Below are 20,804 nucleotides of genomic sequence, written 5' to 3'. Positions count from 1 at the left end.
TAGAGTTTACCTGCCGAACCCGTGTTTGAAAACGGATTTAACCGCTCACCGAAATGTCCCGGAAGGAGCTTTTCAGCACGTATACCGCAAGAGGATATTATGGCCCTTTTCAACCATCCTAAAATCGTTATATACTCTGCAACCCTCCGGGTTGTTACATCAACCGGAGCATCGGTATCGTTTTGATAAAATCACAGAGCGGACATGGTTTGCCCGGAAGCTTCTCTCTGACCGCCGCAAATCCCATGTCACACGGAGTATGCTGTGGACTTTTTGTTCGATTCCCTTAAAACCGCACTGGCGTTGATCTTTTCATTCAACCCGGAAGTCTACATCACGGTCTGGACCTCCCTGTACGTTTCGACCATCGCCATCGTCTTCGCCACCATTGCCGGCGTGCCGGCGGGAGTTGCCATCGGCCTGGGGCGCTTTCCGGGACGCCGCATCGTGATCACATTGCTCAACACCCTCATGGCCCTGCCCACGGTGGTGGTCGGCCTGGTGGTGTACGCATTTTTGAGCCGCATGGGGCCATTGGGGCGATTCGGCCTGCTGTTCACGCCTACCGCCATGATCATCGGCCAGATCATCCTGGCCACACCGATCATCGCCAACTATACCCTCGGCGCCCTGAGCGCCTCGGACAGCCGCATCATGCCGACCGCCCTGACCCTTGGCGCCAGCACCACCCGCGGCACCATGGTCCTGCTGCAGGAGATCCGTTTCGGGGTCGTCGCCGCCATCATTGCCGGTTTCGGACGGATTATCGCCGAAGTCGGCGTCGCCATGATGCTCGGCGGCAACATCCGCGGTGTCACCCGCACCATGACCACCGCCATCGCCCTGGAAACCAGCAAAGGGGAGTTCGCCTTCGGCCTGGCCCTCGGCATCTTCCTGCTGTCGGTTGCGTTGCTGATCAACATGTTTTTGAACTTCTTGCAACAGAGGTAAGCCGTGACGCCCTTTTTATCGTTAAACTCCATCGAAATGCGTTACAACAACCATGTGGCTTTACAGCTCGAAGAACTCGAGTTCGAACCACAGAAGATCTATTCCCTGGTCGGATCCAACGGTTGCGGCAAAAGCACCCTGCTGCAGATCATCGCCCTGCTGCTCAAACCGACCTGCGGCCAGATGATATTCGAGGGCCAGAAGGTTGTCTGGAAAAAACACGATCTTCAGCAGATGCGCCTGAATATCACCCTGGTGCACCAGTCCCCCTACCTGTTCAGCCGTTCGGTGCGCCACAACATCGCCTACGGTCTGAAACTGCGCGGCATACACGCTAAGGAACAACACCAGTTGGTTCATGAAGCGCTTGAAATCGTCGGCCTTGACGGCTTCGGCCGGCGTAACGCCCGGGAGCTGTCCGGCGGCGAACAACAGCGTGTAGCCATCGCCCGCGCACTGGTACTGCGCCCCCGCCTGCTGCTACTGGACGAACCGACCTCCAACATGGACCGGGCCAGCATCGATGCCTTTGATCAACTGCTGCCGACCCTGGTCGACCAGGGCATGACCATCATCCAGGCCACCCACTCCCCGGATCAACCGGAAAGGCTGCGCAGCACCATCATCCGCATGGAAGACGGTCGTTTGCTCTGAAGCGCAGGTGTCGCCGTGCCGTTCCTCTGCAAAAGAGTCGGGTAGATCCCGGGCAGCGACCGGGGATGTCCCCAATCTCGACCCCCCTGCGGCTAACTGCATTGCCGTACAATACCGGTTCGCCGGCACCGCCATCGATTCGATGAACGGTTTAAATAGAAAACATTGTTGCATGTTAGAATATGTGAACTAACATAAAACAATGATCATAGACATAAAATTTCACTTCCGACATTTTCCCATGAGGGTTGCCTTCGCCCTGGCGGCCTTATGCTTGCTTGCGATCCCTTGCGCCGCAAGCAACATCCTGATACTGCATTCCTACCACCGCGGTTATGCCTGGACCGACAGCATCAAGGCGGGGATGGAGGAAATCCTCAAAAAAGAGGTTCCCGAAGCGGAACTTTTTGTGGAAAACCTGGACACCAAACGCCATCCGCCCGAACAGATTTTCGAGCGCCTGAAACAATTCCTTTCCAAAAAATACGCCGGAAAAATTTTCGACATTATTTTGTGTTCGGATGATAATGCCCTCGATTTTCTCATGGCTTACCGGCAGGAGTTGTTTCCCGGCGTGCCGGTGGTTTTCTGCGGTATCAACGATTTTGACACTGCACGCATCGCCGACCACCAGGACATCACCGGAGTGGCGGAAAATGTCGACCTGGAAGGAACCCTGGCCATCGCGCTGCGCCTGCATCCGCAGACCCGCACAGTCGCCGTCATAACGGACATCACCCCCTCCGGCCAGGCCAATCTGGCCAGGTTCCGCAGGATCATGCCCTATTTTCGAGACAGGGTGGATTTCCTGATGCTCGACGGCCTTAACGCCCCGGATCTGGAAAAAGCCCTGGCAAACCTGCCTCCTCACAGCATCGTATTGAATTTGTTGTTTTTTCGCGATGCCGGCGGATGCATTCTTACCACAGCGCAAAGCAACCGCCTGATCACCCGAAACAGCAAATACCCCGTTTATGCGCCCTGGGATTTTCTGGTCAACGGGGGAGTTGTCGGAGGTCATGTGGTCAGCGGCAAACGGCAGGGGCAGGAGGCGGCACGTCTGGCCCTGCGCATTCTGGACGGACAGGAACCGCGCCATATCTTTCCCATCACTCAAAGCCCCAATCTCTACATGTTCGACGACAGGGCTCTGCAACATTTCGGCATCGATCGGCACCAACTGCCCCAGGACAGCATTATCCTCAACGATATGTCTTCCGAACTTTCGGCTCACAAACGGCAGGTCACTATCGCCCTGCTCATCGCCGGCGTTTTTCTGTGCCTCAGCTGCACCCTTACCCTGATGATCATGCGTTATAAAAAAACGCTTCAGGCATTGCGCCAGAGCGAGGGCACCCTTAAAGCCATGCTGGAGAGTATTGCCGATCCTATCCACATGGTAGACAGGGATCTGAACATCCTCTGGGCCAATGATATCGCAAAGCAACTATTCGGAAAGAACCTTGTCGGACAGAAATGTTACGCGGCTTTGCACCGCAGTCCGACCCCTTGCGATCCGATGTGTCATGCGATCAAAGCCTTCAGCGACGGACATGCCCATAGCAGCGAGAACCTGTTTTTCGACATCAACGACGAAGAACGCTGTTTCCTGGTGACAGCCAATGTCGCCTCCACAGACAGCCAGGGCCAGCCCTCGGCAGTTTTGACCATCTCCCGGGATGTGACCGAAATCAAAAAAACCCAGCAGCAATTTCACCAGGCCAAATGGTCCATCGACGCTTCGCTGACGCCTATGCTCATGGCCGATTTACAGGGCCGGCTGACCTATGCCAATCAGGCGGCCCTTGACCTATGGGGCTATGCTGGCGAGGAGGAGGTACTTGGCAAAAACATCGTGGAGTTTCAGGAAGATCCGCAAAGAACCCGGATAATTATGGAGATTCTCAAAGCCCGGGGAGTCTGGCGTGGCGAAGGGAGGGGAAAACAAAAAAACGGCAACGGTTTCGATGTGGAACTGCAGGCGCAGGTGGTTAAAGACCAGAATGGAGGGCCCTTATCCATCCTGGCATCGGCCATCGACATTACCGATAAAAGAAAAACCGAACTGCAGATCAAGAAACTGGCGTACTTCGACAGTCTGACAGGGCTTCCCAACCGAACCTTGCTTAAGGATCATATGGAACTGGCTCTCGGACAGGCCCGGCGACTCAATAAATTCGTCGCGGTGCTGCTGCTGGACCTGGACAACTTCAAGCACATCAACGACACCCTTGGCCATGCGACAGGGGACCTGTTGATTCGATCCGTAGCCGAAAGATTGCGTACCGAATGCCGCACCTGCGACACTCTGGCCCGATGGGGCGGAGATGAATTCGTGCTGTTGCTGACCGACCTGGACGACATACAGAACACCACCAGCGCAACGGAAAAATTTATGGCGTTGTTAACCGAAAGACCTTTCGCGACGAGCGAATGCGATATCAATACCACCGCCAGCATCGGTATCGCCCTTTACCCGCAGGACGGTCAGGATCCCGAAACCCTCCTCAAGCGCGCGGATACCGCCATGTACGAGGCCAAGAAAAACGGTCGCAACGGTTACCACTTTTTCTCCCTGCAACTGGCGGAACAGGCGGAACGACGTCACCGCATGGAAATCAACCTTCGAAGTGCCCTGAAGGAAGGAGAAATGCAGCTCGTCTACCAGCCGCAAATCGATCTGGGAAAAGTCAGAATCACCGGCATGGAAGCCCTGCTGCGATGGCAAAGCCCCGAGGAAGGCACAATTTCACCGGCTCGCTTTATTCCCCTGGCGGAGGAGACCGGACTCATCTATCCCCTGGGCGAGTGGGTCCTGCAGCAGGCCTGCCGTCAGGGAGCCATCTGGCAAAAGACCGAAGCGTCGCCGCTGTGCGTTGCGGTCAACCTCTCCGCCAAACAGTTCCACCAGCCCGACCTGGCCAAAAACATCAAAAAAATACTGCGGGAAACCGGCCTGAGCCCCCATCTGCTGGAACTGGAAATTACCGAAAGCGTCTTTCTGGAAAACATGGAAGCCGCCATCGAGGCCCTTACCGAACTGAAGAAGCTCGGCGTTCAGTTTTCCATCGATGATTTCGGTACCGGCTATTCCTCGTTGAGCTATCTGAAAAAACTCCCCATAGACCGCATTAAAATCGCGCAGGAATTCGTCCGCGATATCGATACGGACGACGGCGACAAGGCCATTATCAAAGCGACCATCGCCATGGCCAAAAGCCTTGGGATGAAACTTATTGCCGAGGGCGTCGAAAACCATCAGCAACTTGCGTTCTTGCTGTTGCACGGCTGTCATGCCATGCAGGGGTACTACTTCGCCAAACCGATGCCCGCCCAAGAAGTACCATCTTTCATCCATTCGGAAACCTGCTTCAAGTTGGCACTGCAGGAATAGTTCTGAACGGACAGACCGGAGTTGTCCTTTCATCGGCGGCGTCGTATCGACGCGAGGATTTTCTTCCCTGTGCCGACAGTCACCCTTTGCCTGAATAAGTTTTCTGTGATAATGAATACTTATGACGCTCATCATGCCAACCCGCCAGCGCAGGGGAATGCCCACATGAACAAAGCGGATATCGGCCTTGTCGGCCTGGCTGTCATGGGGCAGAACCTTGCCCTGAACCTTCAGGACCACGGTTATCGGGTGGCGGTCTATAACCGCACCACCGCCAGAACCGAAGAATTCCTTGCCGGCCCGGAGGCTGACAACACCCTCGTCGGCTGCTATTCCCCGGCAGACCTGGCGGCTTCGCTGTCGCGACCACGCGTGATCCTGTTGATGGTCAAGGCGGGCCAGGCGGTCGACGATACCCTTGAACTGTTACACCCCTATCTGGACGCCGGCGATATCGTTATCGACGGCGGCAATTCCCATCCCGACGACACCCGCCGGCGGGTAGCCGCACTGGCTGAACGGAACCTGCTGTTTGTCGGCTGCGGCATTTCCGGCGGCGAGGAAGGCGCCCGGCGCGGGCCATCCCTGATGCCGGGCGGCAACGCCTTGGCCTGGCCCCACATCCGCCCGATCCTCGAAGCCATCGCCGCCAGAGTCGGGGACCAGCCGTGCTGCCGCTGGATCGGTCCGGACGGTGCCGGCCATTTCGTCAAGATGGTGCACAACGGCATCGAATATGGCGACCTGCAGTTGATCGGCGAGGCCTATCAGCTGCTGCGGTTCGGTCTGGAAATGCCTGCGGATCGACTGGCCGCATTGTTCGATCGCTGGAACCACGGTCCGCTCAACTCCTACCTGATCGAAATCACCGCGCGCATCCTGAGCGTGCGCGATGCCGAGGGCTTGCCGCTCATCGACAGCATTTTGGATACCGCCGGTCAGAAAGGCACCGGCCGATGGACAAGTGTCGAAGCCCTGAAACTGGGCACTCCCCTGACCGCTATCAACGAAGCCGTATGCGCCCGCTACCTGTCGGCCCGCCGCGAGGAACGGGTGATGGCCTCGAATCGGCTGGCGACGGATGCCCGACCGGCGGGCAAGGCGGACGACCACTCCATCCAGGCGGTTCACGATGCCTTGTACGCCGCAAAAATCATCTCTTACGCCCAGGGCTTCATGCTCTTAAAAGACGCCGCCAAGGCCTTTGACTGGGATCTCGATTTTGAAGGTATCGCCCTTATCTGGCGTGGCGGCTGCATCATCCGCAGCGTTTTTCTCAACGATATCGCTGCAGCCTATAGAGACGATGGCGGGCTGGAAAACCTGCTGCTGGCGCCTTTTTTCACCGGTCAGTTGCGTAAAACCGATACCGGCTGGCGGCAGGCGGTGATTCTGGGAGTGAAGCTGGGCATCCCTTTACCCGGATTGTCATCCGCCCTGGCTTTCTTCGACGGTTACCGCTGTTCCCGGTTGCCAGCCAACCTGCTGCAGGCTCAGCGGGATTACTTCGGTGCCCACACCTATGAGCGGACAGACCGGCCGCGCGGCATGTTCTTTCACACCGACTGGAGTTCTCACAACGCCCCTTCCAAGGACCAACATGACTGAAGCCTGTACCTTTGTAATTTTCGGTGCCACCGGCGACCTGGCCCGCAACAAACTGCTGCCGGCTCTCTACCACCTGCACGCTGCCGGCCGCCTCAACCGGGATACGCGCATCCTCGCCAGCGGGCGCCGCCATCAGGACCGGGAGGCCTGGTTGGCCGAGACGCGCTCCGACCTGGCAAGCTCCGTGCGCGGCGGCCTCAGCGAAGAGGTTTTTTCCCGGTTTGCCGACCGCACCGACTATATCCGCGGCGATCTCAACGATGCGCAATTCTATGAACTGCTGCACCAAAAACTGTCGGAAAAGCAGGCTTATCCGACCGATATCGCCTTTTACATGGCGTTGAGCCCAGCCGATTATGCCGGTGTCATCGAAAAACTGGATCAAGTCGGACTGCTGGAGGAGACCAAAGGCTGGCGGCGCGTGGTCATCGAAAAACCCTTCGGCAAGGATCTGCAAAGCGCCGGCCAGCTGCAATCGCAGCTCGCCCGGCACCTGCACGAAGAGCAGATCTTTCGCATCGATCATTACCTCGGCAAGGAAACGGTGCGCAACATCCTGGTCTTCCGTTTCGGCAATGCGTTGATGGAACCGCTCTGGAACCGCAACACCATCGACCATATCCAGATTATTCATGCCGAGCCGCAAGGCATAGGCAAGCGCGGGGCGACTTACGAGAACTCAGGTGCCCTGCGCGATATGGTGCAGAGCCATTTGCTGCAGCTGCTCACCTTTGTCGCCATGGAATCGCCCATTTCCATGGCAGCCGATGCCCTGCACGCCGAAAAGCTCAAGGTCCTCAAATCGATCCGCCCGATTCCCGCCGACCGGGTGAATGAGTGTGCGGTACGCGGCCAGTATGCCGCGGGTACCGTACAGGGACAGAGCGTCGTCGATTACCGCTGCGAACAAAATGTCGCCGCCGACAGTCGCACGGAGACGTTTGCCGCTCTCAAGCTGCATATCGACAACTGGCGCTGGGCCGGTGTGCCCTTTTTGCTGCGTACCGGCAAGCGGATGGCGGAAAAACAAGCCCTGGTGGCCATCTGTTTCAAAAAACCGCCCCAGCAGTTTTTCCGTGCCAGCCATGTCCATTGCGAAGCCTCCAACTGGCTTCTGATCGGCATCCAGCCCCACGAATGCATGCGCCTGGAAATGACCGTCAAGGCCCCGGGCGAAGCCCTGGACACCCGTCAGACCAGTCTCGACGCCAGTTTTCGCCGGGCTGACGAAACCGTCAACGATGCCTACGAAGATCTGTTGCTGGATATTATAAACGGTGACCGCTCGCTGTTTTTGAGTTATGAAGAAGTTCAACAGGCCTGGCGCATCGTCGACCCTGTCCTGCAGGCGTGGGAAAAACCGGAAAACGATCTGCATCTCTACCCTGCCGGCTCCTGGGGACCGGCCGCTGCCGATGCCTTATTTGAAGAGCCCTGCCGGTTCTGGCGCAATACGCTGGAGCCTTGCGGGTGCGGGATGGGAAAATCGTAAAAACGGGTGATTGGTGACCGGTGATTGGTAAAAGCCTTTTTCCTGCCGGGATTGTCCCTTGCGACGCAGCTGAAAAACCTTAATCGCAGACCTGAAATGACAAACAAACACACCACAACCTGGCATCGCCTGGCCGATGCCGCTGCCGTGGCCCGCAACGCGGCGGACCGGATATTGGCGGCGGCTTCCGAAGCCATTGACCGACAGGGCGTTTTTCGCCTGGTGCTGGCCGGAGGGCGCACACCGCAAGCCACCTACCGGTTGCTGCGCAATGCCGATGCGGACTGGTCGCGCTGGCAGATTTATTTCGGCGATGAGCGCTGTCTGCCCCCCGGCCATACCGATCGCAACAGCAGCATGGCCGCCACAGCCTGGCTTGATCATGTGAGAATGAGACGGCAGCAGATTCATGTGATCCCGGCAGAACTGGGGCCGACCGAAGGCGCGCGCCTTTACGATCCCGTGGTTGCCGCCGCCCTGCCCTTCGACCTGGTTCTCCTCGGCTTGGGGGAAGACGGGCATACGGCCAGCCTGTTCCCCGGGCACCCTCAGCAACGCGAAAAACTCGTTATCCCCGTAACCGGGGCACCCAAACCGCCTGCGCAAAGAGTGAGTCTTAGTGCCAAGGCCCTGAACCAGTCTCGGCAGATACTGGTACTGGTGACCGGTAAAGAGAAACGGCCTGCCGTGAAAAACTGGCAGGCGGGAAAGACGCTCCCCGTAAACCGGATAAGTCCTCGGGAAAATCTCACGGTCCTTCTGGACGCCGACGCCGACATCGACACTGAACATTAAAGGAGGAAGCCATGCCTTACAAAAGATATGTTGTTGAACTTGGATATGGAGCGGATCTGCACGGAACCGATCCGACAAAAGCAGCCAAAAGGGCTGTAAAGGATGCCATTTCGCGCAGTTGCCTGTGCGGTCTGTTCGACATTGTCGGCATCAGCGATCCCGAAGAGATGCATGTGGCGGTAAAAATAGGCTGCCCGAAGCCCCAGGATATCGTAGCTGAAAAAGTCCTTGCGGAAATCCCCTTCGGCACCAAAGAGCTTGAAGTCGTCGAAGGGGGGCTTCTTACCCGGGGGGTCGAAGTACCGGCCCTGGGAAACGGAGACAACATCCTCGTTGCGATCGCTTCTCTGACGGTTTCTGTGAATATTGAGTGAAGCCGGGGCCTTTGTATTTTTTATGACCTAAAGGGGGCTACGAAACGAGGAAGGATTCAATTTTTAATCAGAAAACGCAACACGAATACCCAAACCAACCAATACCAGCCCAGTAAAACGTTCAATCAAATGACTAATTTTTTCAAAACGTTTCACAACCAGACTATGCCCAATAATCATTGAAAGTACCACGAAGCAAAGGAACTCCAGAAAAGCAATGGATATGCCGTATGTAACCCGGGCCCAGGCAGGAGTATCCGGCCTTATGATTTGGGTGAAAAGGGCAAGGTAAAACAGTGTGGCTTTGGGATTGAGTAAGTCTGTGAAAAACCCTGATCGCATAGATACCCAATAATTGGCCCTTGATGCTATATCAATTCTTTCAACTATTTCCTGTTTATTCGATTTCAAGGCCCTGATACCGAGATAAACAAGGTAGCCCGCACCTAGCCATTTTATTAAATTAAAGGCAAACATTGACTGACTTATTAGTAATCCAATCCCAGCAAGACAATATGAGATATGGACAATGTTTCCCAGTAGGAGACCGACTGCAGTAAAGACCCCATGAGATCGAGAATGAAAAATGCTGTTTTTAATAACTATCGCCATATTGGGTCCGGGAGTAACCACTACGAACCAACCGACAACCAGAACTGTAATCAATTCACTAAGAAACATTGGCACATCCTATTAATATAGATTGCAAATACTTGGATCATACTAACCAAAGAGAGAGTCGGCCTGGCATATAATCAAGATGCGCTCGCCAAGGGTTGGACCACTTAGGCACAGGGAGAGGATCAGGAAAATTAATGGTAATGAGATACCGCTGACTTCTTAACTACGCACTGGCCTACCCGGCAGTAATAAGGACTTGTCCTGGAAGATCGATATCCCATAAGCAAACCTCCCCCGAAAAAGCCGAGGGAGGTTTGCTGCAACACTGATGAAACGTGACGTTACTTAGAAACTCTAGAAACTCCAGATGAATCGGCCGTAAACAGCATTGCCACGGGCAACATTTCTTCCGGCAATCCCCCTGCTGTACCAGTAGGCGAATACCAGGCGATCCGTGATCTTTGTGGTGTTACCGATACCGAGCTGCAACCGATCGTAAGAAGCGACAGTTGCTCCGGTGTCTTTATCTTTTCCGTGGCCCGCCGCCTCATAATCGACATGCAGGAAAGGTCCGAACCAGGCGTTGTGATTATAGGTAAGAACCGCGTTCCCAAAAAACGAGCTCCCCTGTTCAGCCCTCGCACCGCCTTTACGCTGATCACCGCGAACCTTGTATCCAAGGTCCCAGTCGAGGCAGAATTTTCCCCATTTATGGCCGTTCAGCCATGCAAAAGTATGCGAAACGGCTCCATCCGAAAGTTCGCTGGACCCCAAGGGAACATGCAGCCAGTATTCAAGAGCGGTGGTCCAATTCTCTGTGGGCTTGATCCACGCAACAATACCGGTTTGGGGATCGATCATGCCGTTTATATTGTTTCCGTTTTCAACCCCGATTCCGGCATAACCGAGAACCACTTCCCACAAAAATCCAACATTCTCGAGACCATCGATTTTAAAAAGACGCGCGAACTTATTTGCGGAGACCAGGATACTCATATCCTCACCGTCAGGCCCGAAATTATCCGTGGTATTTTGCCAGACGTTGTAGGACAGAAGAAGATTGATGGGCTTATCGAAATCCATCGGGAACTGGTACTCGTTTGAACCTATCGTACTGTAAGGGATAACAGCTTCAGCTGCAGACGACTGAGTTACTTTGCCAAATCCGCCGACAAGTAAAAATGTCGCAACCAAAACCAGAAAAAAAGCTTTATTTCTTGTTGCCAACATAATGCCTCCTAATAACTGATTCAAAAATACTTACGCCTAATGAAGCTTAATCATGCGGAACAGAGTACACCTATTCTGTCCTAGATTACCTCCCTTCGCCTGGACAGACTCTCTTAAAGAAACATGTTCTTAACTATGAATATTTACAAGAAAGTATCGAGCTACTTAATATTCATAGCACCTGAGTTAAACGTTTCTTTTCATAACAGGCTTCAAGACGATAAGTTTCTCCCCGATATCACTTAGTACAACAACCATCGGCTGACAAGAATGTTCAATTACACTCACATCAAACGTCGGGAATGAATCAAAACAAATTATCCACAAATATAATGCTTGGGATTTATCAAAAACTGAATCATTCTAATCATCATTTCAAAAATAAAAATTGCGGCCTGGCACCTGTAAATGGTTATCGTTTTTCTATTTTTTGGAGAGGAAGGAAAAACTTTTATGTCTATTACCTTTTACAAGGCGCCAATGCTATTTTTTGCCAGGGAGGAAAGACCCCATTCCAACATGCCAGACCGCCAGGGAAAACCTTTGAAACCCAATTTATGTCATGCCCTGTAATCCCCTAGGGCATTGTTTAAAAATTTTGCGAGGGCATACGTATCGTCAAATTTCACACGAAGGACATTTCTGGAAAGCCCTAATATTTTTTCTTGAATTTTTGTTCGTCTTTTAACGTGGAGTCGCCCTTGCAGACCACGCCCTACAAAAACCTATACAAACATCTGTATGGCACAGAGCGAAAATAATGCTTGAATTTCCGACACCTTATCTGCAAGGACCCCCAAGCATGTTTCCTTGCTTGCCATTTCGGCAAGCGTGGCCTCAGAAGGCGGCCCCGATTTTCGAACTATGGGCTACATAAAATTACCGCACACAATTCAAAAACCGGGGAGACCTCTCTTTTTAAGCCGGCAAAACTCGTACGGAATCCCAGTTTTCTCCTGAGAAATGCACGACTTTTTCACTCAAGGCACCGGTAGGACAAACGCTGGTACATGCCATACAAGTGACACAGGCACTCTGATCGAGTTCCTTGTTCAACCCGGCAACAACCATGGTTTTCTCTCCCCGGTTCACAAATCCCAGATTGGAGAGCCCCGCAATTTCTTCACAGGCCCGGACACATCTACCGCACAGGATGCATTTATTGGGATCGTGATAAATTACGGCACTGGAATCATCCTCCGGTTTCCTTACCGTAGTCTGTTCAAACCGACTTTCAGTAATACCGTACTTCCTTGTCAAGGCCTGCAATTCACAGGCAGCGAAAGGCGTGGGAAGTCCTTTTGTACAGGTAAGGCAATTATGAGGGCCGGAAGATATGTGTTGGGTCCCGGATGATTCCATTAGCAGAAAAAGCTTCCCGTTATTCTTAGCTCGGGATATGCTTTTTGATATTCTCTGCGGTGAAATCTAAAGGAGTCTGACATGACGATACGGTTACACGCTAATGCCACAACGACCCCGAAAATCCGACGATATATCCAAGAGTCGGAAAAATCGCACAAGGCTTTAGCTAAAGAACTGGGCATATCCATTGACACGGTACGTCGCTGGCGCAAACGTGACGATGTTCACGATCGGTCTCATACGGCACACCGACTGAATACAACGATGACCGAAGCCCAGGAAGCTGTTGTCATCGAGTTGCGTCGCTCTTTGTTGTTGTCTCTCGATGATCTCCTGGTCGTCACTCGGGAATTTGTCAATGCTGACGTCTCTCGTGCGGGACTTGACCGTTGTTTGCGACGACATGGGGTATCCCGATTGGCGGACCTGATCCCGAAAGAGGAAACGGCCAACAACAAGCCCAAAACATTTAAAAACTACGATCCGGGGTTCGTTCATGTCGATATCAAATATTTGCCACAGATGCCGGACGAAACCTCTCGGCGTTACCTGTTTGTAGGCATCGACCGTGCTACCCGCTGGGTTTACCTGGAAGTGTGCAAGAGCAAATCCGCCCAAGCCGCAAAGGGCTTTTTGAATCGCCTGGTAGCCAAAGCGCCATTTGTGATCAAAAAATTGCTCACCGACAACGACAAGGCATTCACGGATCGATTTTCCACTGCTGGAGAGAGAAAGCCAACAGGGAATCATGTATTCGACAAAACCTGCGTTCAGCATGGTATTGAACATCGGCTTATTCCTCCACGCCACCCTCAGACCAACGGGATGGTTGAGCGATTCAACGGTCGCATCAGCGAGGTTTTGGCAACAACCCGGTTCGATTCCGCCGAAAATTTGGAGCAGACATTGTTACGTTATGGTTATCTATACAACCAGCATATTCCTCAGCGAGCGTTGGGGCATAAAACTCCCATACAAGCTCTGAAGGATTGGCAAAAAAAGAAACCAAAACTTTTCCGTAAACAGGTCAGGAATCATGCGGGACCTGACAGATATGGCTAATTCGAGCATGATTTTTCTACAATGTTCCAGTTCTTCATCACTGGTGACAATATTCATACCGTCCGTAACTTCAACGCAGCAAGAAGCAGGCATATCTCTGAATCCATCAATCTTGACAAGACACAGGCGACAGGAGCCGTACTTATCCAAATCTTCATGACAGCACAGATGGGGTACATCAATGCCATTTTCCTTACAAACAGTCATAAGGTTCTGATTTTTTATAGCTTTAATTGGCTCGCCGTTGATGGTTAAATTGACCCATTCCGGCTCGTTCTTATCTTCATCATCATCAAAAAAACCAGCACAAAGGTTAAGTTTTTCGGCAACTTCGTTTAACCGGTAACCCTCCGACTTGGGTTCGAGTCCGGTATTTTCGAAAGGAGTCGTCAGGACAGTCTCCCCATTTGGAGTAAAATCCCCTATACCGATGGTTTTAGCGATACAAATGACTTTTTTATCTTCAAAAAGCTCATCAATTACCTCAAATCCGTCTTCACAAACCAGAGGGATAATGACTGTAGCCTCGTCATACATACTCGTTTTAGCTACATCTATCTTTCTCTTCTCAACCAGGCTCTCGGTGCAACCGATGCTGATAAGATCTGTTCCGACAACGTTGAAACCATCGGCTTTTAAAGCTGACTCGAGACGGTTCAACATCTCCAACCCGCCGATACCGCATGCTTTTACGCAAGCATTACAACTGTATAATACAATCTTATCTTCAGTAGACAGTTTCTGTTTAAGATCCGAATAACTTAGATTACGAAGGGATATAATCATTTTTCAACCTCCCCATCTTTGTTCACCAACTCTCCGGTAAACATTTTATAGGTATTACCTTTTGTTTCCTTGTAGTTGTCATAGGGCATGGCTACCTTAACAGTTCCTTCATTTTTATTGGCGGTCATGAGACCTACATCAGAGCAGCCACTTACTACTTTATATTCTGCAAAAATTTGTGTTGCATTTGAAGTTCCGGCTGAACAGGACAAAGTAATAACGGTATTAACCTTTGGATCCAACTTGGCTTGGAGAACTTTCGGTGTACAAACCGTATTGATTGAAAAACCTTCTTTCACATTGAAGCCTTCGCCGCGCAATTGCATGGCCAGGTCCTTCATCTGCTTTTCGCCGCCCGTGCCTGACATTCTGGCGCAGGAAGAGCAGCCGATGATGGCAATCACATCATCTTTAGTAAGGTTCTTTTTGATATCGTCGTATGTCAGAGTTTCGGTAAAAATCATTTTTACCCTCCCATTTCAACTTTTGTTTTCACCGCTTCTTGGTATTCTTCGGGGAAATATCTCAAGGTGCTCAAAACCGGATTCACTGCGGTTTTGCATAACGCGCAGAGCGCTGTCTTCCTGATAACCCCGCACAAAACTTTCAGCGTTTCGATGTCATCCGGCGAGCCCTCGCCGCTGTCGATTTTCTCGAGAATCTGAAGCATTTGTTTTGTTCCCTCGCGGCCGGGAAGGCATTTCCCGCACGCTTCATCCTGGCAGAAATCGATGAAAAATTTGGCGATATCGACCCCGGATTTATCATCGCTCATTGCGATCAGGCCGCCAGACCCCATGATAGCGCCGTACTCCTGGAGGGTTTCATAATCAACGGCGACATGCATGTAGTCTTTAGGAATACAACCCCCCGAGGGACCGCCCAATTGCACGGCTTTTAAGTTTTTATCCGGGCTCACAATACCGATCTGATTCACGATCGTATCCACGGTCGTTCCGATGGGGACTTCCACACAACCTACATTTTCGATATCTCCGGTGATGGAGAAGATCTTTGTGCCGGGACTTTTTTCCGTTCCGATCTCTTTGTACCAGTCAGCCCCCTTGACGATTATCTGCGGAATATTGGACAGGGTTTCCACGTTATTCAGAACCGTCGGTTTTTCAAAAAGGCCCGCTTTTGCCGGGAATGGCGGCTTAGGTCTCGGGTTCCCACGTTTTCCTTCAATGGAACGCATCAAAGCCGTTTCTTCGCCACAAACAAAAGCACCAGCCCCTTCATAGACGCTGATGTCAAAAGAAAATCCCGTCCCTAAAATATTCTCGCCCAGGAGATCCAAAGCTCTTGCCTGGTTTATGGCTTTATTCAGAGTCTCGATGGCCAGCGGGTATTCGGCTCGACAATAGATGTAACCCTGATGGGCGCCAATCGCTTTTGCCCCGATGATCAGGCCTTCGATAATGCTATGAGGATCGCTCTCCATAACATTCCGATCCATGAATGCGCCCGGATCGCCTTCATCCGCATTACAGAGAATGTATTTGATGTCATTTTTTTCTGCGGCAGCAAATTTCCATTTGAGGCCGATCGGGAACCCTGCCCCACCTCTGCCGCGAAGTCCGGAGCCTATAGCCTCATTGATTACTTCTTCGGAAGACATTTCCGTAAGAGCTTTGATAGCACCCTGGTATCCGTCTCTTCCGATATAATCTTTGATTTTAGCCGGGTCGATAAGCCCCCTGTTCCGCATGACCCTTAATTCCTGCAGGGCAAAGAATGGGAGTTCTTCGATACCCGGAATTTCGGCGGTCATTACTTTTTCCCCGGGAATGTGCCCCGCGCTCGCTTTCCTCTCTTTAATCTGGTATTCCATGCCTCTTGCAAGGGCATACTCCACTACAGCAGAATCACCTTTTACATGGCTTTCATAAACACGTAGAACCTTTTGTTCATCCATCTGTTTGTAAATAACAGGCTCCGCCCCAGGAATCTTCACTGTGATAAGAGGTTCCTGCGAACAAATACCGGCACAGCCGGTCGTAACGACCTTGACGTCTTTGGCCGCACCATCTTCCTTTATTTTATTTTTTATTGCCCCCAAAACACTCATGGCCCCGGAAGCTATCCCGCATGTACCCATGTGTACATAGATACATGTCTGGTCCGCGTCGTCCTGCTGCGCTTTCTGACGAATGAGATCTATATCTTTAATGGTGTTCATTCTTCTCTCCCACTCTTATGCAAACTGTTCCAAGATTCCATCCAGACTATCAACGGTCACCTTGCCGAAAACCTCCCCATCAATAATCACTACGGGAGCTAAGCCGCATGCGCCGACACATCGTGCTTTTTCAAACGTAAAGCGGCCGTCTTCGGTGCTTTCACCAAAATTGATCTGGTAATCGTTCTCGATTTTTTCCACCATGGCATCAGCGCCTTTGACGTAGCATGCCGTGCCCAGACAGAGTTGAACCCTGTGCCTGGCCCTCGCCTCCATGGTGAAAAACGAGTAAAAGGTTACTACGCCGTAAATCCTGTTGGGAGAAATATGAGTTTTCTCAGAAATGTACTCTTGGATGCTTAACGGCAAATAACCTAACAATTCCTGGACCTTTTCCAGCAACGGAATAAGTCCGCTGGGATGTGCTCCATACCTGTCAATTAATCCATCAACTTCGTCGATCTGTTCCTTGGTAAACTCCAACACTGCCTGCATTTTCCGCCTCCAGGTTAAAAAGGTTCGGGTTCCCTGTGTGGGCTACAACTATTTTCGTTCGACTGTTCAATTGAATGGTCGCATATTGATACAATTGTTCAATTGAATAGTCAAGTAATAAAGTGGTGTATACGGAAAAAGGTTACAGCCCCACCAACCCTGGGCTGGCAGATACCTGAACAAAGGTTAAGGACATCTGTTGCAGGAAGGGGAATACGGAGCCACCTTCCAGAATCGAAAAAGGAGTACGAAATTTCAGCGTTAGTGAGTTGCGGCGGATTCACCCACTCAAGAAAAAAATAAAGATAACGGAGGGATTGAGTCGTTTAATGGATATCTGAAAGATGGGTGTTTAGATCTCCATAGACCTTTGTCAGTTGACGATACCCAGAAGAAGTTGGATGTCCGGAGAAAGGATTACGAGGTTTTTTTGTGCAGATGTCGCTGGAAAATTGTTCGCCCAAATCAGCTATAGCATCGGCCCAGCGAATGCGAGAAAGCCGCAAGATTGACAAGAACTAACTCTAGGCAAGGTCCAAAGCAACCATCAAGATAGATTTTTCATAATGAAAAAGTGGACCAATTTTCCATTAGAAAAGAAAAAGCTGTTATTGATTTACATCAATAACAGCTTCAATTATAAGCACTCACGATGTAGCTTAATATGAGTAATTATTTATCCTTGTTAGAGGGTATGAGATCAACAGATTTCCAAGGCAGGAGTTACCCTGCTTCATTTATTTCACATAAATCCATACATTTCTCATCAAGACGAACAGCGTGGTATCCCTTAGCTTTCAGTATGGATACGGCCTCTACAGACAACAAACAATATCGTCCTCTACAGTAAGCAATGATTTCCTGGTCAGGAGACAAGGAAGCCAAATGCTCTTCCAACTCTTCCAATGGTATGGAACTGGCACCGACTATATGGTCTGTTTCATATTCTTCTTTAGGTCTTACATCGATCAGGGTAACTTTCCCTCTTTGCATACGTTTGACCAGATCTTTGCAATCAACATGTTCTATTTTGCTGTTTTTTCCATAAATATCTTCAACAAGCTCTTTAATATCTTTGATCAGATTCTCACCCAGTTCCTGCATGGAGTGAAACATGCTCATGACCAATGGATCGGATATTTGGTAATAGGAATATAACCCTCTTTTTTCAAACTCAACAAGCCTGGCTTCAAGCAACGTTTGCAGATGCCGAGAGGTATTGGCGAATTTCATACCCGTTTCCTCGGCTAAGTGCTCAACAGTTTTGGGGCCTTCGCATAAAAGGTCAATGATGTGAAGACGCCCCGGGCTGGATAAGGCTTTCCCAACCCGGGCTAAATGCCCGTAGATGCTTTTTTTTAATGTTCGTGAATCCGGAATCAATACTTTAGACCTCCATCGACGGTCTCTGGCCGCATGCCTCAAAGCAAAACAAGCGAGTTCCGGCCAAACAAAAAAGACCGTCATTGCCAATGATATGAGTGCGACCGGCGACAAACTCGATCACAGCCATTATAGACAACTTATCACATCTTTGGCAGCTATAGACTAGTTAACTTTCATATTATACAGAAAACTCTGTGAATTGTACAGCATTGCGGCCGCTAACCCGCGTCAGGGGACGTTTTTCTTTATGCATGCCCTTTGCGTAAGCTCCCTGCGAGAACAGACATGCTAAAGGAGGGAATCCAAACTCTGCCTATATTCTTAACTGGGAAATGCCTCTATTTTATACGCCGGACACAGAAACTTCATCCAAAACCAGTGTCCGGGAAAACCGGAACCGTTTTTACTGGTGCAGTAATTGCAAAGAGATCATGGATAGAGAATGGTCTCCCACGGAGATGTTTTTATCATTGCAGATGTAATTTTTCGCAGGCAGGAGAACAAACCGTATAAACCTCCTGAATGACGGTCTTTTTTCAAAAAAACTGAGTTTAGCAAGATGCCTTTAGCAAACCAAATGGGAATAGTCAGGTTTTTTATAATCCTTGCCGTTCTGTTCGCTCTGCCATGGAACACGGAAGCAGCCCGTAAGGAAAAAATCCTGGTTTTGCACTCCTATCACCAGGGACTGGAGTGGACCGACAGCATAACGGCCGGTATTCAGTCCGTTTTCAAGCCGCTGGACAAGACCTACGAGCTTTATTATGAGTATCTCGATACGAAAAGAAATACAGGGAACGACTATGACAAAAAACTGACAGAACTTTTTGCTGCCAAAATTAAAAACATTCAATTCAAGGCAGTGATTATCGCGGACAATAACGCTTTGGCTTTCATCAAGAAGGTTTACCGGTTACTGAATGGGCATCCCCCGATAGTTTTTTGCGGTATCAATCATTTCCAGCCCGATCTTATGGAAAACCTGCCTTTCGTGACGGGCGTCACCGAAGAAACGGATATTGCCGCTAACCTCGATTTGATGCTGCGACTTCATCCCGAACGCAAACGGATCGTGGTGATTCTTGACAAAACCACGACCGGGAATGCCATGAAAAAGGTCATGACCGAATTCGTTGCGCAGTATCGCCATCGTGTTCAAATCGAATTTTTGCGGGACTTCACCCTGGAAGAAGCAGCCTCTTTGATCGCGGCTCTGGGGCCCGACGACATGGTCTGCCTGCTGACCTTCAATCGCGACCGGAACAATCATTTTATTTCCTATTCGGAGGGCATCGCCTTGCTGGTAGAGGCGTCCAAGGTACCGATTTACGGCCCGTGGGATTTTTATCTGGGAAAGGGCATCGTTGGCGGCGTGATCACTTCGGGTTTCGAACAGGGGGAGATTGCCGCCCAACTGGCACTGCGCACTCTGAATGGGGAAAATCCGCAAAACATACCTGTCGTCACCGGATCGGGCACGTATGCCATGTTCGACGACAACCGGTTGCGGGCTTTCCATCTCGATCCCCGCCGCTTACCGGAGAATGCACGTATCATAAACAGTCCCCCAGGGTTTTACGAAAGACACCACCGCATTTTACAAATATGCGGCTTGCTGGCCATCGTGCTGCTTGCTTATTGCTGCTGGCGGTTATTCAGCCAAAAGCGCGAGCGAGACAGACTGGTGGAGATGAATTTCGCTCTCGACAGGCTAGTGGAAGAAAAAACCGCTTGCCTTAAGGAAACCAACCAGGTTTTGCGGCGGATTGCCATAACCGATGACCTCACCGGTCTTTACAATCGCGGCTATCTGTTGAAACAGCTTGCCGGCAAAATTGAAACCGCTGAATGTCAAAGTGGCAACTTATCGACCCTTCTTCTGGATCTGGATAACTTCAAATGGATCAACGACACCTTCGGCCACGATTTTGGCGACACGGTGCTGGAAAAGGCCAGCGCCATTTTCAGGTCCTGCCTGCGGGGAACGGATCTGGTCGGTCGGTATGGAGGAGAGGAATTCCTGGTCATTCTTCCGGATACCGATCTCGAAAAAGGCCAACTGATCGCTGAGGGCATCCGGAAAAGTATCCAGTCCTGTCGATGGGATCGGGAGAACTTTCGAATCACCATAAGCGGTGGCCTGGTGCAATACGCGGGCGAGTCGGTTGAAATGCTGTTAAAACGCGCGGACAAGCTGCTGTATCAGGCCAAGGATCTGGGGCGAAACCGCATAGAAAATCGCCTTCGGAAGCCGGACGACAAGGTCGAGGAAAGTCGGATCGTTACGCCAACGGCTTGGGATTGACTTTATGTGATTTCGGTTTTATCCACGAGGCGGAATCTGCGCTGAACCAGCCCCCCCCTTCCGTAACGACGATAGTTATTTATCTCCAGCAAAAAGGCTCGACA

The 20,804-nt window shown here is 51.1% G+C and carries 16 protein-coding genes and 2 pseudogenes; 10 read left to right on the top strand and 8 right to left on the bottom strand.

What is annotated here, in order from left to right; genetic code table 11:
- Window positions 1-264: 264 nt before the first annotated feature.
- The 7 genes from PCAR_RS05460 (at window position 265) to PCAR_RS05430 (ending at window position 9,268) form a co-directional block, all read left to right on the top strand.
- A complete protein-coding gene (locus PCAR_RS05460; protein WP_011340649.1) occupies window positions 265-951 on the top strand; it encodes an ABC transporter permease in 687 nt (228 codons plus the stop codon).
- A gap of 3 nt (window positions 952-954) precedes the next feature.
- Complete coding sequence (locus tag PCAR_RS05455) at window positions 955-1,605, top strand: energy-coupling factor ABC transporter ATP-binding protein (protein ID WP_011340648.1); 651 nt, start codon at window positions 955-957, stop codon at window positions 1,603-1,605.
- Between the two features lie 241 nt (window positions 1,606-1,846).
- Entirely contained in the window at window positions 1,847-4,999 is a 3,153-nt protein-coding gene (locus PCAR_RS17710; RefSeq protein ID WP_052643324.1) for an EAL domain-containing protein, read from the top strand.
- Window positions 5,000-5,164: 165 nt separating this feature from the next.
- Window positions 5,165-6,607 (top strand): decarboxylating NADP(+)-dependent phosphogluconate dehydrogenase, encoded by a 1,443-nt coding sequence (gene gnd, locus PCAR_RS05445; RefSeq protein ID WP_011340646.1) that lies wholly within the window; start codon window positions 5,165-5,167, stop codon window positions 6,605-6,607.
- Window positions 6,600-8,099 carry a glucose-6-phosphate dehydrogenase gene (zwf, locus tag PCAR_RS05440; protein ID WP_011340645.1) on the top strand — a complete coding sequence of 500 codons (1,500 nt, stop codon included), beginning with the start codon at window positions 6,600-6,602 and terminating at the stop codon, window positions 8,097-8,099. The genes gnd and zwf overlap by 8 nt, the downstream gene beginning before the upstream one ends.
- 96 nt (window positions 8,100-8,195) lie before the next feature.
- The gene (gene pgl / locus PCAR_RS05435; RefSeq protein ID WP_011340644.1) at window positions 8,196-8,894 is read left to right on the top strand and encodes a 6-phosphogluconolactonase; all 699 of its coding nucleotides are present in this window, start codon (window positions 8,196-8,198) and stop codon (window positions 8,892-8,894) included.
- A gap of 11 nt (window positions 8,895-8,905) precedes the next feature.
- Entirely contained in the window at window positions 8,906-9,268 is a 363-nt protein-coding gene (locus PCAR_RS05430; protein WP_011340643.1) for a Lin0512 family protein, read from the top strand.
- Window positions 9,269-9,331: 63 nt separating this feature from the next.
- On the opposite strand, the gene PCAR_RS05425 is transcribed toward PCAR_RS05430, so the two are convergent.
- From PCAR_RS05425 to PCAR_RS19215, 3 genes are all read right to left on the bottom strand, one after another.
- Window positions 9,332-9,949, bottom strand: a complete 618-nt coding sequence (locus PCAR_RS05425) for a LysE family transporter (protein ID WP_011340642.1) — start codon at window positions 9,947-9,949, stop codon at window positions 9,332-9,334.
- Between the two features lie 294 nt (window positions 9,950-10,243).
- Entirely contained in the window at window positions 10,244-11,119 is an 876-nt protein-coding gene (locus PCAR_RS05420; RefSeq protein ID WP_011340641.1) for a transporter, read from the bottom strand.
- Window positions 11,120-12,037: 918 nt separating this feature from the next.
- Window positions 12,038-12,481, bottom strand: a complete 444-nt coding sequence (locus PCAR_RS19215) for a 4Fe-4S binding protein (protein WP_081425009.1) — start codon at window positions 12,479-12,481, stop codon at window positions 12,038-12,040.
- Between the two features lie 81 nt (window positions 12,482-12,562).
- Here PCAR_RS19215 and PCAR_RS18310 point away from each other — a divergent pair, with 81 nt between their 5' ends.
- The gene (locus PCAR_RS18310; protein WP_011340639.1) at window positions 12,563-13,546 is read left to right on the top strand and encodes an IS481-like element ISPca3 family transposase; all 984 of its coding nucleotides are present in this window, start codon (window positions 12,563-12,565) and stop codon (window positions 13,544-13,546) included.
- A 51-nt stretch (window positions 13,547-13,597) separates the two neighbouring features.
- On the opposite strand, the pseudogene PCAR_RS19125 reads toward PCAR_RS18310, so the two are convergent.
- The 4 genes and pseudogenes from PCAR_RS19125 to PCAR_RS05390 all read right to left on the bottom strand — a co-directional run.
- Window positions 13,598-14,083, bottom strand: a pseudogene (locus tag PCAR_RS19125) (2Fe-2S iron-sulfur cluster-binding protein); the annotation flags it as partial.
- 245 nt (window positions 14,084-14,328) lie between these two features.
- Complete coding sequence (locus PCAR_RS05400) at window positions 14,329-14,796, bottom strand: hypothetical protein (RefSeq protein WP_011340638.1); 468 nt, start codon at window positions 14,794-14,796, stop codon at window positions 14,329-14,331.
- Window positions 14,797-14,798: 2 nt separating this feature from the next.
- Window positions 14,799-16,514 (bottom strand): (2Fe-2S) ferredoxin domain-containing protein, encoded by a 1,716-nt coding sequence (locus tag PCAR_RS05395; RefSeq protein WP_011340637.1) that lies wholly within the window; start codon window positions 16,512-16,514, stop codon window positions 14,799-14,801.
- Window positions 16,515-16,529: 15 nt separating this feature from the next.
- Complete coding sequence (locus PCAR_RS05390; RefSeq protein ID WP_011340636.1) at window positions 16,530-17,009, bottom strand: complex I 24 kDa subunit family protein; 480 nt, start codon at window positions 17,007-17,009, stop codon at window positions 16,530-16,532.
- 307 nt (window positions 17,010-17,316) lie between these two features.
- Between PCAR_RS05390 and PCAR_RS19210 the strand changes: the two are divergent.
- Window positions 17,317-17,484, top strand: a pseudogene (locus PCAR_RS19210) (hypothetical protein); the annotation flags it as partial.
- Window positions 17,485-17,732: 248 nt separating this feature from the next.
- Here PCAR_RS19210 and PCAR_RS05385 read toward each other — a convergent pair.
- Window positions 17,733-18,392: an ArsR/SmtB family transcription factor gene (locus tag PCAR_RS05385; RefSeq protein ID WP_011340635.1), complete on the bottom strand. Its 660-nt coding sequence runs from the start codon at window positions 18,390-18,392 to the stop codon at window positions 17,733-17,735.
- 580 nt (window positions 18,393-18,972) lie between these two features.
- On the opposite strand from PCAR_RS05385, the gene PCAR_RS17705 reads away from it, so the two are divergent.
- Entirely contained in the window at window positions 18,973-20,700 is a 1,728-nt protein-coding gene (locus PCAR_RS17705; protein WP_052643322.1) for an ABC transporter substrate binding protein, read from the top strand.
- Window positions 20,701-20,804: the final 104 nt, after the last annotated feature.

Source organism: Syntrophotalea carbinolica DSM 2380 (genome assembly GCF_000012885.1).
Taxonomy (GTDB): domain Bacteria; phylum Desulfobacterota; class Desulfuromonadia; order Desulfuromonadales; family Syntrophotaleaceae; genus Syntrophotalea; species Syntrophotalea carbinolica.
Note: the sequence above shows the minus strand (reverse complement) of the source record. Positions and strands in the feature narration are given on the sequence as shown.

Excerpts from the sequence above, each read along its gene's own strand:
- PCAR_RS18310 (WP_011340639.1), top strand. The coding sequence starts at position 12,563 with ATGACGATACGGTTACACGCTAATGCCACAACGACCCCGAAAATCCGA.
- PCAR_RS05395 (WP_011340637.1), bottom strand. The coding sequence starts at position 16,514 with ATGAACACCATTAAAGATATAGATCTCATTCGTCAGAAAGCGCAGCAG.
- zwf (WP_011340645.1), top strand. The coding sequence starts at position 6,600 with ATGACTGAAGCCTGTACCTTTGTAATTTTCGGTGCCACCGGCGACCTG.
- PCAR_RS17705 (WP_052643322.1), top strand. The coding sequence starts at position 18,973 with ATGGGAATAGTCAGGTTTTTTATAATCCTTGCCGTTCTGTTCGCTCTG.
- PCAR_RS05390 (WP_011340636.1), bottom strand. The coding sequence starts at position 17,009 with ATGCAGGCAGTGTTGGAGTTTACCAAGGAACAGATCGACGAAGTTGAT.
- PCAR_RS05430 (WP_011340643.1), top strand. The coding sequence starts at position 8,906 with ATGCCTTACAAAAGATATGTTGTTGAACTTGGATATGGAGCGGATCTG.
- PCAR_RS19215 (WP_081425009.1), bottom strand. The coding sequence starts at position 12,481 with ATGGAATCATCCGGGACCCAACACATATCTTCCGGCCCTCATAATTGC.
- pgl (WP_011340644.1), top strand. The coding sequence starts at position 8,196 with ATGACAAACAAACACACCACAACCTGGCATCGCCTGGCCGATGCCGCT.
- PCAR_RS17710 (WP_052643324.1), top strand. The coding sequence starts at position 1,847 with ATGAGGGTTGCCTTCGCCCTGGCGGCCTTATGCTTGCTTGCGATCCCT.
- gnd (WP_011340646.1), top strand. The coding sequence starts at position 5,165 with ATGAACAAAGCGGATATCGGCCTTGTCGGCCTGGCTGTCATGGGGCAG.
- PCAR_RS05420 (WP_011340641.1), bottom strand. The coding sequence starts at position 11,119 with ATGTTGGCAACAAGAAATAAAGCTTTTTTTCTGGTTTTGGTTGCGACA.
- PCAR_RS05425 (WP_011340642.1), bottom strand. The coding sequence starts at position 9,949 with ATGTTTCTTAGTGAATTGATTACAGTTCTGGTTGTCGGTTGGTTCGTA.
- PCAR_RS05400 (WP_011340638.1), bottom strand. The coding sequence starts at position 14,796 with ATGATTTTTACCGAAACTCTGACATACGACGATATCAAAAAGAACCTT.